The sequence below is a fragment of the Pseudomonas sp. PS01303 genome, from assembly GCF_029959385.1.
Classification (GTDB): domain Bacteria; phylum Pseudomonadota; class Gammaproteobacteria; order Pseudomonadales; family Pseudomonadaceae; genus Aquipseudomonas; species Aquipseudomonas rustica.
On the sequence record NZ_JASCPK010000001.1, the window covers coordinates 194,513 to 208,526 of the forward strand.

The following is a 14,014-nucleotide window of genomic DNA, read 5'->3' on the forward strand; positions in this document are numbered from 1 at the left end:
GCCCATAAGAAGAGTCCAGCCCCTTGAATCTGCTGCAACACATCGCCCAGTCACGTCACCTGTTACGCAAGTCGGAGCTCAAGGTCGCCGACCACGTGCTGCTTGACCCTGCGGCCGTGATGCACAGTTCCATGGCCGACCTGGCCCACAACGTCGGCATCAGTGAACCGACCATCGTGCGCTTCTGTCGCGCCATCGGTTGCTCCGGTTTTCAGGATCTCAAACTGAAGTTAGCGCAGAGCCTTGCGGCCGGTGCCAGCTTCGGTCAGTTCGCGATCCACGAAGACGACTCGGTTGCCGATTACAGCCTGAAGATTTTCGACACCACGTTGCACACGTTGATGGAGGTTCGCGAGAAGCTCGATCCGATTGAGTTGCAGCGTGCGGTGACGTTGATGTCGCAGGCGCAGCGCGTCGAGTTCTATGGTTTTGGCGCGTCGGGCGCAGTGGCCGCGGATGCGCAGCACAAGTTCTTCCGGTTGTTGCTGACCGCAGCGGCGTATTCCGATCCGCACATGCAGGCGATGTCGGCGGTGACGTTGAAGCCGACCGATGTGGCGATCTGTATTTCCCAGTCCGGGCGCTCCAAGGATTTGCTGATCACCGCCAATCTGGTGCGTGAGAGCGGGGCGTCGTTGATTACCTTGTGCCCGAGCCAGACGCCGTTGGCCGAGTTGTCGACGGTGAATCTGGCGATCGATGTGCATGAAGACACTGAGATCTATACGCCGCTGACCTCGCGTATCGCGCACTTGGTGGTGATTGATGTGTTGGCGATGGGCGTGGCCATGGCGCGTGGGCCGAGCCTGGTTAACCACCTCAAGAGCGTGAAGCGCAGTTTGCGTAGTTTGCGTTTGTCGCCCAAGGCAGCCAAAGCTCTGGATGATTAAGATCAAAAGATCGCAGCCTTCGGCAGCTCCTACACGGTCAATGTAGGAGCTGCCGAAGGCTGCGATCTTTTGCTTTGTTGTCGGCAACTTTCATCAAACCGTCATCCCCGCCGCCTATCGTGAAACTCCCGTCATCGCCTTGGGAGACTCGAAATGGCTCAGCCCTACGAAGAACGCAACAGCGCCGCGAAAACCCGTCGTCAGCAGGAAGACCAGCGCCGCATGGAATTTCGCCGCGCTATCGAAGATCGCTTCGAACTCCGTCAGCTTCAAGCCGAAATCGGCGACTTTCCCGACATCACTCACTGGCAGGCGGCACCCGTAGCTTCCCGTCGAAGCGCTCAACCAGCGCGCTGATCTGCACGCGTTCGCTGCGGATAAACGCCAGGAAGGCGTGCGCCACCGGTGACAAGCGTTTGGCTTTCGCTTGCACCAGGCACCAGCTACGGAACAGCGGCAATTCCTCGACCGGCAGCTCGACGAGCCCGCCGGTCGCCAGCTCCAGGTTCAGGGCATGGCGCGTCAACAGCGCCAGGCCCAGACCCGCTTGCACACATTCACGCTGCGCTTCGGCCGACGCCACTTCCTGAGTCTGAGTGAAGTGCACGCGTTTCTCTTTGAAATACTCTTCGCACGCCAGTCGCGTACCCGAGCCGGGCTCGCGGATCAGCAGCGTGTAGGGTTCCAGATCCTGTAACCGCAACGGGCCCATGTGCGCCAAAGGATGATCCGGGCGCGCCACGGCAACAATCGGGTTGTTGAGGAATGGCAAAAATTCCAGGCCCATGTCCTGCGGCACCATCGACATGATCACCAGATCGTCACGGTTGTCCGACAGCCTGCGAATGACCTGGCCGCGGTTGACCACGGTCAGTTGCAGATTCACTTCCGGGTGCTGGCGTTTAAACGCGGCAAACAGGTGCGGGACGAAATATTTGGCGCTGGATTCCACCGCCAGTTTCAGCTGACCCTGCAGCGAGCCCTGCATGTCCGACAGCTGCATATCGAGGTTTTCCAGGCGCCCGAAGATGTCCCGGCTGGCGCGCTGAAGGGCTTCAGCGGCTTCGGTCATGTAGAGTTTTTTGCCGACATAATCGAATAATGGCTGGCCGATCAGCTCTTCCAGCTGCTTTATTTGCAGGCTAACCGCCGGTTGGGTGAGCGACATTTCATCCGCGGCGCGGCTGTAAGAGCGTAAATCACACACCTCGTTGAAGATCTGCAGCTGACGCAATGTCATACGCATCAAGGACTTACGCATTTTATTCGGGCTCGGCACGCGGATAGATGTTCGAACTATAAGTCTTTACTTATGGCTAACCCAATTATTATTCATTTTTGTTAATCCCTTATGAGCGCTAGTGTGGATCTGCGACTAAATTGAAACATTTGGTCACGCGTCGACCTGGGTCTAGCAGGTCGTGGTGCCACCGGCTCAAGGGAACCTCCAAGTGATAACAAAGATCCTGATCGCCAACCGTGGTGAGATTGCCGTACGAATCGTGCGAGCCTGCGCCGAAATGGGCATTCGCTCGGTTGCGATTTTTTCCGACGCCGACCGCCATGCGCTGCATGTGAAGCGTGCGGACGAGGCCCACAGCATCGGTGCCGAGCCACTGGCCGGTTACCTGAACCCGCGCAAACTGGTGAACCTCGCCGTGGAAACTGGTTGCGATGCCCTGCATCCCGGCTACGGTTTCCTTTCGGAAAACGCCGAACTGGCTGATATCTGCGCCGAACGCGGGATCAAGTTCATTGGCCCGTCGGCAGAGGTCATTCGCCGCATGGGCGACAAGACCGAAGCGCGCCGCAGCATGATCAAGGCCGGCGTACCGGTCACGCCGGGCACTGAAGGCAACGTCGCCGACATCGAAGAAGCTTTGGTCGAGGGCGACCGCATCGGTTATCCGGTGATGCTCAAGGCCACCTCCGGTGGTGGCGGCCGTGGTATCCGTCGCTGCAACAGCCGCGAAGAACTTGAACAGAATTTCCCTCGGGTGATTTCCGAAGCGACCAAGGCGTTCGGTTCTGCCGAAGTTTTCCTGGAAAAATGCATCGTCAATCCCAAGCACATCGAAGCGCAGATCCTCGGCGACAGCTTCGGCAACGTCGTGCACCTGTTCGAGCGTGACTGCTCGATCCAGCGTCGCAACCAGAAGCTCATCGAAATCGCCCCGAGCCCGCAACTGACCCCGGAACAGCGCGCCTACATCGGCGACCTGTCGGTGCGTGCGGCCAAGGCAGTGGGTTACGAGAACGCCGGCACCGTGGAGTTCCTGCTCGCCGAGGGCGAGGTGTACTTCATGGAGATGAACACCCGGGTGCAGGTGGAACACACCATCACCGAAGAAATCACCGGGATCGACATCGTCCGCGAACAGATTCGCATCGCTTCCGGCCTGCCGCTGTCAGTGAAACAGGAAGACATTCAGCACCGTGGTTTCGCGTTGCAGTTCCGTATCAACGCCGAAGACCCGAAGAACAACTTTCTGCCGAGCTTCGGCAAGATCACCCGTTACTACGCCCCCGGTGGCCCGGGCGTGCGCACCGACACAGCGATCTACACCGGCTACACCATTCCGCCGTTCTACGACTCGATGTGCCTGAAACTGGTGGTCTGGGCACTGACCTGGGAAGAGGCGATGGATCGTGGCCTGCGCGCACTGGACGACATGCGTCTGCAAGGCGTGAAGACCACCGCCGCGTACTACCAGGAAATCCTGCGCAACCCGGAATTCCGTAGCGGCCAGTTCAATACCAGCTTCGTTGAAAGCCACCCTGAACTGACCAACTACTCGATCAAGCGCAAACCCGAAGAGCTGGCCCTGGCCATCGCCGCCGCCATCGCCGCCCACGCAGGCCTATGAATGAAACAGCTGCGAGCTTTTAGCTGCAAGCGGCAAGTAAAAGCAGATTGGCTTTTTCTTGCAGCTTTTAGCTTGAAGCTTGCCGCTATGAGGAGATACCAATGACTAAGAAGATCTTCGTTACCGACACCATCCTGCGCGACGCTCACCAATCGCTTCTCGCCACCCGCATGCGCACCGAAGACATGCTGCCGATCTGCGACAAGCTCGACAAAGTCGGCTACTGGTCGCTGGAGTGCTGGGGCGGCGCGACGTTCGACGCGTGTGTGCGCTTTCTGAAAGAAGACCCGTGGGAGCGTCTGCGCCAACTGCGCGCGGCGCTGCCTAACACTCGTCTGCAAATGCTCCTGCGCGGGCAGAACCTGCTGGGCTACCGTCACTACAGCGACGACGTGGTCAAAGCCTTCGTCGCCAAAGCTGCCGTCAATGGCATCGACGTGTTCCGCATCTTCGACGCGATGAACGACGTGCGTAACCTGCGCGTGGCCATCGAAGCGGTGAAAGCGGCCGGCAAACATGCCCAAGGCACCATCGCTTACACCACCAGCCCGGTGCACACCATCGACGCGTTCGTCACCCAGGCCAAGCAAATGGAAGCCATGGGTTGCGACTCGGTGGCGATCAAGGACATGGCCGGTCTGCTGACCCCGTACGCCACAGGCGAACTGGTTCGCGCACTGAAAGCCGAGCAGTCGCTGCCGGTGTTCATCCACTCGCACGACACGGCTGGTCTGGCGACCATGTGCCAGCTCAAGGCAATCGAAAACGGCGCCGACCACATCGACACCGCGATCTCCAGCTTCGCTTCGGGCACCAGTCACCCGGGCACCGAGTCGATGGTCGCTGCGCTCAAGGGCACCGAATTCGATACCGGTCTGAACCTCGAACTGCTGCAAGAGATCGGCCTGTACTTCTACGCCGTGCGTAAGAAGTACCACCAGTTTGAAAGCGAATTCACCGCCGTCGACACCCGCGTGCAAGTCAACCAGGTGCCGGGCGGGATGATCTCCAACCTCGCGAACCAGTTGAAAGAGCAGGGCGCCCTCAATCGCATGGGCGAAGTCCTCGCGGAAATCCCGCGCGTGCGTGAAGACCTCGGCTTCCCGCCGCTGGTGACGCCGACTTCGCAGATCGTCGGCACTCAGGCGTTCTTCAACGTGCTGGCCGGCGAGCGCTACAAGACCATCACCAACGAAGTGAAGCTCTACTTGCAAGGCGGCTACGGCAAGGCGCCGGGCGTGGTCAACGAGAAGCTGCGTCGTCAGGCGATCGGCAGCGAAGAAGTCATCGACGTGCGTCCGGCCGATCTGCTCAAGCCGGAAATGACCAAGCTGCGTGCCGACATCGGCGCACTGGCCAAGTCGGAAGAAGACGTGCTGACCTTCGCCATGTTCCCGGACATCGGCCGCAAGTTCCTCGAAGAGCGTGCCGCCGGCACCCTGACCCCTGAAGTGCTGCTGCCGATTCCTGAAGCGGGCGGTGTGACCAAGGCGGGCGGCGAAGGCGTACCGACCGAGTTCGTCATCGACGTGCACGGCGAAACCTACCGCGTCGACATCACCGGTGTCGGTGTTAAAGCGGAAGGCAAACGTCACTTCTACCTGTCCATCGACGGCATGCCGGAAGAAGTGGTGTTCGAACCGCTCAACGAATTCGTCGGCGGTGGCAGCAGCAAGCGCAAGCAAGCTTCGGCACCGGGCCACGTCAGCACGACCATGCCGGGCAACATCGTTGATGTACTGGTCAAGGAAGGCGACACCGTCAAGGCTGGCCAGGCTGTGCTGATCACCGAAGCGATGAAGATGGAAACCGAAGTCCAGGCAGCGATTGCCGGCAAGGTCACCGCGATTCATGTGGCCAAGGGTGATCGGGTCAATCCGGGCGAAATCCTGATCGAGATCGAAGGCTGAGATAACCGCCGCGATCCAACGCTTTAAACCTCGGGGGGGCATGTGCTCCCCTTTTTTTTTGCTTTTTTTCTCTGTAGGAGCTGCCGCAGGCTGCGATCTTTTGATGTTGTTGTTTAAGGGCAAGATCAAAAGATCGCAGCCTGCGGCAGCTCCTACAGGGGATTTGCGGGTGGCGCAGAACCTTGTAGGAGCAGAGCTTGCTCGCGAAAGCGGTGTGTCAGTTGCAGCAAAAACTGGCTGACATTCCCTCTTCGCTGGCAAGCTCGCTCCCACATCAGCCCATCAGAACGTTAGAACGCCATGCGCCATTGGCCCATGACGCCAGTGTTGCGGCTGTCGGAGGCGATGTCGCCGGTGACGCCCATGCCCAGCGTATGACTGGCGGACAGCGCCAGATCGAGGCCGGCATCCAGCGACAAACTGTTGCGATCCAGTTGCGCCCCAGCGATTTCAAAGCCGATCCCGCCGTTCAGCAACTGCTGGCGCGTGTGCATGTCGAGTTCGCCGTAGGTATGTTTCCAACCCGCACTCAGACGTGGCGTCAGTTGCATGCCGTTGTCGAGGTTGTTGGTTTTTGCCACGCGAAGGCCAAAGGTGCTGCTCAGGTTTTTCTGCGACTGACCGTGAACCTTCAGCGCCGCGTCGCCACCTTTTTCGCTGTAACTGTCACGCTGGTAGCGCTGGTAACCGACATTGGCGAAGGGCTCGAGTGTGAAATCGCCCTGGCCGAAGTCGTAACCCAGTTCGGCAAAGGCCTGTTGGGTGGCGGCGTCATAACTGCCTTTAAGGCGATCGCTAAAACCGTTGAACGCCACCCGACGTTTGCTGCTGCCGTCATGACTGGCATAAGTGGCGCCGAGGCGCAGCGCCAGCGGGCCGTCCTGACGCACCGCGTAGGCACCGACATGCCAGCTGTCGAGATCGCCATCGGCATGGCGCGCATCGAGTTTGGTCTGCGAGTTACCACCGATGATCCCGACATGCCATTGCTCATCGAGACGCCAGTCAGCACCTGCAACGAGACCTTGGGTGGAGTGTTTCAGGGTGCTGTCGGCGTCGCGATCGATTTTGCCACCATTGCCCAAAGCCTGAACCCAGACTCGGCCGTTGCCGTCACCTGCTTTAGCTGATCTTGCATCGGTGTCGAGCTGACGCATGGCCGACAGCATGCTGTCGCTGACCGGTGACACGGCGCTCAGTGTGGCTTTGGCAAGGTTGGCGTTGCTGCCGGCGGCGAGTTGATCGAGCGCCAAAGCAGCGGTGTTTCTGTTACTGCCGAGCAGGGCGACGAGGGCTTGGTTCGCAGGTGCAATCGGTGCAGAAACACTGGCCGGGACGACGCTTGCAGTTGGTGCAGTCGTTGCAGGCGCCGCAGGAACAGCTTGAGTCGCGGCCGACGCGGACGCCAGGACAGGGGCTGCATTTTCAGCTGGCTCGGTAACCGCAACGGCAACAGGTGTTTCAGCTGTAGGGGAAGTATCAACGGGATTAGCCGCAACAGCCGAAGTAACCGCCTCGGCGGAGACGGCAGTTCCGATTGAAGCGGCAGCCTCAACAGGAACAACCGAAACAGCAGTGTCCGCTGGCTCCGTACTCATTTCGGAAACTGCCGCCACCACCGGAGCAGAGGACTCCGAAGTCGCGATGTCGATCACTGGCGTTTCCACCTGCGCTCCCGTCGTCTCAGCCACCACCGGCACTACTTCTGGCGGCGCGACCGGAGTGGTGGAAGCATCAAGCATCTGATCGATTTGTTTACCAATTTCGCCAGCATTTTCCGATGAGGCGGCGTTTTCAACCTTCTCTGCATTTCGGCTAAACGTCAGCCCGACCTGTTTCTCGTCGTATTTCAGCGTTGGTGTCATGAACGCCAGATCGTTTTCAATACGGCCAAATTCCCCAACGACTTTTCCCGCTGTCAGAACCGTGTGCTGACTGCTTTTCGGGTAGTCGCCCGCCGTTGTGAGTTGCAACGTCGAATTACCCAGATCGGCCGTCCCAGCGACATCGATGGTCTTGCTGTTGCCTTTCGCTTTGACCTCGTAAGCCAGCGTTGCGCTGGAATTCAGGTTCAAATCACCATTGACGGAAGGTGCGCCGAGCGCCTGATTAACCTTCAGCATTCCATGAACATTCAATGTGCCAGTTGCACCTCCACCAGCGAATTGGCCCTTTTCATCAACGTGGACTGCACCGCCAATAATTCCCCGGTTGTTGAGGTTGCCGCCAGCGGAGACAAAAGCGCCTTCCTCGATCCCGCCTTTATTGATCAGCGTGCCTTCGACCACGGCATGTCCAGCAATCACACCTTCATTGGTGAAGGTCGCTTCAGGGCGCACCACAACCCCTGCGGTGAAGTCCGAGGGCGTATTTTTGACTCGAGTCCAGACACCTTGTTTGACCTCAAGGCCATGGAAGTTTCGCGTATCACCCAGCGAACCCTTGGCCGCATCAAGTTGCAGGACATTTACACCGCCAGCGCCATCCACCGGGCCTGCAAAGCTGCCTTTACCGGTGACGATGAGCAGATCATCGCGCTCACTAAAAGGCTCGGCATAACCCTTCTTGTCGATCGGTGTTTTAAGGGTGTCGGGGTCGTTGATGAACGTATCGAGTAGCGCCGTCAGCGCGCCAGGGGTTGGCACGTTGGCAGGCACTTCTTCGGCCTGTGTGAATTGAGCGCAGCCCATCGCCAGGGTGATGGCCAGCGCCAGTTTTTTCGGTTGGTAAAAGTGTTGAACGGGCATCAAGTAAGGCCTCTTTTGACTGGAGACCAAACTCTAAGTTGAAGGCCTGTGGGGCCGATGTCAGCTGCTTCCCACAGGCTTGCGGCTTCCTTCAGTTTTCTCTGTGGAAAATCGCCGAGGCTGAGGAAACGGCCGGTTTTACCCAGCCATACCGGCGTGTTTTCCTACAATGTTTACAGATGTAACCCGCTGGCACTCTCAGAAACTCATCTGCCATTGGCCGATCAGCCCGTGATTGCGGCTGTTGCTGCCGATCTCGCCGCTGTACCCGACACCCAGCGTATGCCGCGCCGAGATGCCGACATCCAGACCCGCTTCCAGCACCAGGCTGTCACGATCCAGCGAGCTGCCATCGACACTGAACGCGGTGCCACCGGTGACGAAAGCCTGACGCGTCGAATTGCTCACATCGCCATAGGTATGTTTCCAACCAGCCGTCATGCGCGGCGTCAGGCTCATACCGTTATCCAACGTATTCAGGTGGGCCAGACGCAAGCCGAAGGTGCTGCTGAAGTTGTCCTGGGTTTCGCTATCGACTTGCAGAGCAGCGGCACCACCCTTTTCCTGATAGCTGTCGCGGTGATAGCGCTGATAACCGAGGCTGGCGAAGGGTTCGGCGCTGAGACGGCCGCTGCCCATCGCATAGCCGAGTTCGGCGAAGGCTTGCTGACTGTCGGCGTCGTAATCGCCTTTCGGGCGATCGCTGAAACCGTTGAAGGCAACGGTGCGTTTGCTGTCCCCCTGATGGCCGCTGTACGCCGCGCCGAGACGCAATGAAATCGGGCCGTTCTGATGCAGCGCATAAACGCCGGCGTGCCAGCTCTCGACGTTGCCATCGACACCGCTGGCGTCGAGATCGGTTTTCGAATAACCGCCGAGCACACCCACGCGCCACGCCGGGTTCAACGACCAGTCGGCGCCGAGCACGCTGCCCTTGGTGCGTTGTTCCAGACCGCTGCTGCCATGTTCGCCGTCGAGTTTCCCGTAGCCGCCGATGCCTTGCAGCCACAGACGGCCACGGGCGTTCGGGTCATTCAGATTGCGCGCCTCGGAAGGCACGCCGTTCGCCGCCAGCACCGGTGTATCGCGCTGATCGAGGCCGACAGCCAGGCCCGGGCTGCCGCCGATTTGTTGCATCGCCGAGAGCATGCTGTTGCCGACCTGACTGCTGGCGGCGAGGGTGGCGCTGGTCAGGTTGGCATTGCTTGAACCGGCGAGTTGTTCGATTGCGGCGCCCGCCGTGCTTTGCGAGGTATTCAGCAGCGCGTTGTACAGCGCGTTGTTGCTGCCCATCGAAGCGATGCTGTTGGCGGCATTGCGGCCATTGCCAGTGGTAGCGAACTCGTTGAACGCCACGTCGTTGCGGTTGTAACTCAGATCAACCTGCGTCGACGTGTAGGCGAGGGTCGGCGTGAGGAACGCGTAGTCGCTGGTGACGCTGCCGAAGGTGCCGTTGACTTGCCCGGCCTGCAACACGGTGTACTGGCTTTGCCACGGATACGTGCCGGGGCCGGGATTCACCGCCAGCGTCGCGCCGTTAAGGTTGGCGGTGCCGCCGACTTGCACCGGGGCGCTGCTGCCATCGGCGTTAACGCCATAAGCGAGGGTCGAGCCGCTGCCCATATTCAAATCATGCACGACGGTTGTGCGACCGAGGCTGGTGTCGGTGCGCAAGGTACCGTTGACGTCGAGACCGCCCACCGATCCGCCGCCGGCATACACACCGCCCGCATCGACGGTCAGGTCGCCAGCGATGCTGCCCTGGTTGATCAACGTCGCGCCATTGCGCACCGCGCCGCCGTCGCTGAAGTCACCGTTGCCGGTCAGCGTCCACGCACCTTGTTTGACCTCCAGCCATTCGAAGTTGCGACTGTCGCCGAAGCTACCACCCGCCGCATCGTCCATCACCACTTGGTCATCACCGCTGCCGCCATCGACCACGCCGACAAAGCGGCTGCCGTTGCGCAAGGTCAGGCTGTCGTTGCCGCCACCGAGATCCAGCGCCAGGCCATTGCTGCCGCTGATGGTGCCGCCGTTGATCACGTTGTCATCGAACTCGCCGACGAATTTCACGCCGAAACCATTGAGGCCCTGAATGGTGCCGAAGTTCTCCAGCGTGGTCGCTGCCAGCCCCGAATTGCCGCTGCCGTCGTCGACCAGAATCGCGCTGTCGGCGCCGCTGATCAGTGCGTTTTTTGCGTTGAGAATATAGCCGCCACCCAGCGCAATGCCTTCGCTGCCGTTGGCGAAACCACCCTTGTCCACGCCGCCCGCGCCGACGCCTTGAATGGTGCCGTAGTTTTCGATGTGGGCGATGTTGTCGATGTCCACGCCGTCGCCGTCACCGTTCGCTTGCAACCCGGAGTAAGCGCCAGTGATGGTGCCGTGGTTGATCACCGTGCCGTCACCGTCGGAACCGAACCCGGAGCCGTTTCGCCCGGTGATCTCGCCGTAGTTGACCAGTGTCGCGCCGAGGTCGGTGGTGATGCCGTGACGACCACCGGAAATCACCCCGTAGTTGGTCACGCTGACGCCGCCAGCCGAGTCGATATCGATGCCGTCGAATTTCTCGTCGGCGTTGTGCGAATCGCCGGTAGAAATCTCGCCGTAGTTAGTGATCGTGGCGTTGGCGCCGGTCTTCATGCCGTCGCTGGCGTCGCCACGAATCAGCCCGCCCGCGCGATTGATGATGGTGGTTTTCACCCCGTCGCTGCGCAGCGCATCGAGATCCAGACCTTGGCCGGTGCTGGAGCGAATCACGCCACTGTTGTCGATCAACAGACTGCCGCTGACGAAATTGCTGTCGATGCGCAAAGCGTCGTTGGCGCCGAGAATCTGCCCGCCGCTGCGGTTATAGATCGCGTAGTCGCGCGCCTTGCTTTCGTCGCCACTGCTATCGATCGCGCGGCCACCGGTGGAGATGATTTTGCCGGCGTTATCGATCACCACACCGGTGCCGCTGGTCTTGTCTTTCAGGCTGACGGTCTTGCCGCTATTGGAGATGCTGCCCGGCGCTGAAATCGTCAACGTGTCATTCCCGCCCAAGGTTTGCGCGGCGGTGGTGGCGGTGTCGATCTGAATGGTTTTGCCGTGGGCCGCCGTGGCGGAAATCAGCAAAGTGATGGCGAGGGAGAGACGCTGCGGCGGGAAGGACATGGGCGGAAGGCCTTTTTGTTATAAGCGGGCCGTCCTGTATAGCGAAGGGTTTTTACAGAATGATGTCGGTGGGTGATCTGCATTGTTTTGCAGCTTTATGGAAATAGCTGGGGAATATCTGCATTTTGTTGCAGTTTTCTTAGCGCCTTTGCCCTTTGAATCGCAATACATTGCAGATTGAGCGCTGATTAGTTCATCAGACTTACTCCAATATGGCTATGAAGCCTACTGCGTTAAAAAGGCGGAGGTAATGATGTGGGAATGACAGTTGCTGAGCGAATGGTGCTAATGGAAAGCATCCAAGGGGCAATCGCTGAGGGGACACTGGAAATCGGTGAAGCCGTTCGGCGTTTACGCGTGGAAGTGACTGGGTTGCATCAAAACCAGTTCGCAAGGATGTGCAAAATTTCAGTCCGTACATTAGTTCATATCGAGCACGGTGAAGGTAATCAGACGATGAAGTCGTTGAATGCAGTGTTCCGTTGTTTCGGGATGAAAATGAGCGTGGTGCGCATCCGTAGGGACGTGGGTTAAAGATCAAAAGATCGCAGCCTTCGGCAGCTCCTACACAGGTCAATGTAGGAGCTGCCGAAGGCTCGGGCCGCGTTCGGACGATCTTTTGCTTTGCGCCTCAGCTACGGCACTCAACCAAGCCTTTCACTTGTCCATCCGGCGTCTGGTTTTCATCGCTCAACCAACGCTCGAACCCGGCGCCGATCGCCGGCCATTCCGAATCCACAATCGAGTACCACGCGGTGTCGCGGTTCTGGCCTTTGACCACCATGTGCTGGCGGAACACGCCCTCGAAGCTGAAGCCCAGACGTTCGGCGGCGTATTTGGAGCGGGCGTTGCCGTTGTTGCATTTCCATTCGAGGCGGCGGTAGCCGAGGTCGAAGGAATGTTTGGCCAGCAGGTATACCGCCTCGGTGCTTTTCGGCGAGCGCTGCATCGGTGCGCCGAAGGTGACGTGGCCGATCTCGATGCGGCCCTGCGCCGGGACGATCGACATCAGGCTGAGGATGCCTTGCACCTGGTTGTTCGCACGGTCGATGACCGCGAAGAAATACGGGTCGCTGGCGGCCGCGTGATTGTTCAGCCAAGCGTCGAAAACGCTGCGTTCCGGGAACGGGCCGTAGGGCAAATAATCCCAGAGTTTCGGGTCGGCCCCGGGGCCTTCGAGGGCGGCGAACAGTTGTTCGCCATGGCGCGCCGGGTCGAGTCGTTCGAGGCGAATAAAACGCCCTTCAAGCAATGTGGCGGTAGGGGCGGGGACGCCTTTCCAGTCAGCCGGTGAAATGATCATGGGTGCCTCTCCTTAAATGGCTTTGCGAAACTGGATGAAGCCCGGGCGCTCGGCGATGCGCTCGTAGAGCTGGATCGCGGTGGCGTTGGATTCGTGGGTCAGCCAGTGCACTTTGCAGCAACCGTCAGCCTTGGCGGTGGCGTAAACGTGTTCGATCAGCAGGCGTCCGATGCCGGTGCCGCGTGTCTCTGGCGTCACCAGCAAATCCTGCAGGTAGCAGGAATTTTCGATGCTCCAGTTCGAGCGATGATAGATGTAATGCACCATGCCGACCGCTTTGCCATCGGCCCAGGCCAGCGCCGCGTGGGTCGGTTCGCTCGGGTCGAGGAACCGCTGCCAGGTGCTGTCGGTCACGGCGTCCGGCAGTTCGGTGTTGTAGAAACGCAGGTAGGCCTGCCACAACGGCAGCCACGCGGCGCGGTCGGCGGCGCTGACCTGGCGAATGTCGATCTGACTCATGGTGATTTCCTTATCGCATCAATTGGGCGAGGGTTTGATCGTTGACTTCGGGGCTGGCGGCCAGACCTTCACGCACGCCGGCAATGTCTTCGGCGCTGCGGTTTTGACTGAGTTTGCGCTTGCCCTCGAGACGGTCGATGGGAATGGCAAAACCGACAATTGCCTTGAGCATGCCGTCGATGTAATCGGCGGGCGCATCGGCGACGGACCACGGCTGCGCGCGGCCGGCTTCATGACGGTCGGTGAGGGTGCTGACGATGTCGAGCAGGCGTCCACCATCGCTGAAGGTTTCGGCGTGGCCATAGGCGTGCACGGCGATGTAGTTCCAGGTCGGCACGACTTTGCCGTGCTCGGCCTTGCTCGGGTAAAAACCCGGGCTGACGTAGGCGTCGGGGCCGGCAAAAATCAGCATGGCTTCGGCGCCGTCGCGCAGGTCTTTCCATTGTGGATTGGCGCGGGCCAGGTGCCCGTACAGCGTGCCGTACTCGCCTTGTTCGCAATGCAGCAGCACCGGCACATGGCTGGCTTGCAGACCGTTTTCGCCATGAGTCACCAAAATGGCGAGGCGGGTGGCGAGGATCAGTTCGTGCAGTTGGGACAGTTCTTCAATGGCAAAGGCGCGCGGCGTGTACATGGACAGATTTTCCTTGGCGAATGCCTGCATCCTAGGCAGGCTATTGGT

11 protein-coding genes are annotated in these 14,014 nt (G+C 59.7%); 5 read left to right on the forward strand and 6 right to left on the reverse strand.

Annotated features, from left to right (window positions below; translation table 11 throughout):
- Positions 1-23: 23 nt before the first annotated feature.
- Both hexR and QMX93_RS00915 read left to right on the forward strand, forming a co-directional pair.
- The gene (gene hexR, locus QMX93_RS00910) at positions 24-890 is read left to right on the forward strand and encodes a transcriptional regulator HexR (protein ID WP_053125183.1); all 867 of its coding nucleotides are present in this window, start codon (positions 24-26) and stop codon (positions 888-890) included.
- Positions 891-1,043: 153 nt separating this feature from the next.
- Positions 1,044-1,247: a hypothetical protein gene (locus QMX93_RS00915; protein WP_082341506.1), complete on the forward strand. Its 204-nt coding sequence runs from the start codon at positions 1,044-1,046 to the stop codon at positions 1,245-1,247.
- Here QMX93_RS00915 and QMX93_RS00920 read toward each other — a convergent pair.
- The gene (locus tag QMX93_RS00920) at positions 1,189-2,151 is read right to left on the reverse strand and encodes a LysR family transcriptional regulator (protein WP_159813193.1); all 963 of its coding nucleotides are present in this window, start codon (positions 2,149-2,151) and stop codon (positions 1,189-1,191) included. The genes QMX93_RS00915 and QMX93_RS00920 overlap by 59 nt on opposite strands.
- 190 nt (positions 2,152-2,341) lie before the next feature.
- Between QMX93_RS00920 and QMX93_RS00925 the strand changes: the two genes are divergently transcribed.
- Positions 2,342-3,757, forward strand: a complete 1,416-nt coding sequence (locus QMX93_RS00925) for an acetyl-CoA carboxylase biotin carboxylase subunit (RefSeq protein WP_053125176.1) — start codon at positions 2,342-2,344, stop codon at positions 3,755-3,757.
- 101 nt (positions 3,758-3,858) lie between these two features.
- Entirely contained in the window at positions 3,859-5,667 is a 1,809-nt protein-coding gene (gene oadA / locus QMX93_RS00930; protein WP_159813191.1) for a sodium-extruding oxaloacetate decarboxylase subunit alpha, read from the forward strand.
- Between the two features lie 290 nt (positions 5,668-5,957).
- On the opposite strand, the gene QMX93_RS00935 is transcribed toward oadA, so the two are convergent.
- Both QMX93_RS00935 and QMX93_RS00940 read right to left on the reverse strand, forming a co-directional pair.
- A complete protein-coding gene (locus QMX93_RS00935) occupies positions 5,958-8,414 on the reverse strand; it encodes an autotransporter domain-containing protein (RefSeq protein ID WP_282351594.1) in 2,457 nt (818 codons plus the stop codon).
- A 198-nt stretch (positions 8,415-8,612) separates the two neighbouring features.
- Positions 8,613-11,570 carry an autotransporter domain-containing protein gene (locus QMX93_RS00940; RefSeq protein WP_282351596.1) on the reverse strand — a complete coding sequence of 986 codons (2,958 nt, stop codon included), beginning with the start codon at positions 11,568-11,570 and terminating at the stop codon, positions 8,613-8,615.
- A 255-nt stretch (positions 11,571-11,825) separates the two neighbouring features.
- On the opposite strand from QMX93_RS00940, the gene QMX93_RS00945 reads away from it, so the two are divergent.
- On the forward strand, positions 11,826-12,104 hold the full coding sequence (locus tag QMX93_RS00945) for a helix-turn-helix transcriptional regulator (protein ID WP_212545387.1): 279 nt from the start codon (positions 11,826-11,828) through the stop codon (positions 12,102-12,104).
- Between the two features lie 97 nt (positions 12,105-12,201).
- On the opposite strand, the gene QMX93_RS00950 is transcribed toward QMX93_RS00945, so the two are convergent.
- From QMX93_RS00950 to QMX93_RS00960, 3 genes are read right to left on the reverse strand one after another with little or no spacing between them, the layout of a single operon-like run.
- Positions 12,202-12,873, reverse strand: coding sequence for a GNAT family protein (locus tag QMX93_RS00950; protein WP_282351601.1), 672 nt, complete (start codon positions 12,871-12,873; stop codon positions 12,202-12,204).
- A gap of 12 nt (positions 12,874-12,885) precedes the next feature.
- A complete protein-coding gene (locus QMX93_RS00955; protein WP_282351603.1) occupies positions 12,886-13,332 on the reverse strand; it encodes a GNAT family N-acetyltransferase in 447 nt (148 codons plus the stop codon).
- A 10-nt stretch (positions 13,333-13,342) separates the two neighbouring features.
- On the reverse strand, positions 13,343-13,966 hold the full coding sequence (locus QMX93_RS00960; RefSeq protein ID WP_212550321.1) for an FMN-binding negative transcriptional regulator: 624 nt from the start codon (positions 13,964-13,966) through the stop codon (positions 13,343-13,345).
- Between the last annotated feature and the right edge of the window lie 48 nt (positions 13,967-14,014).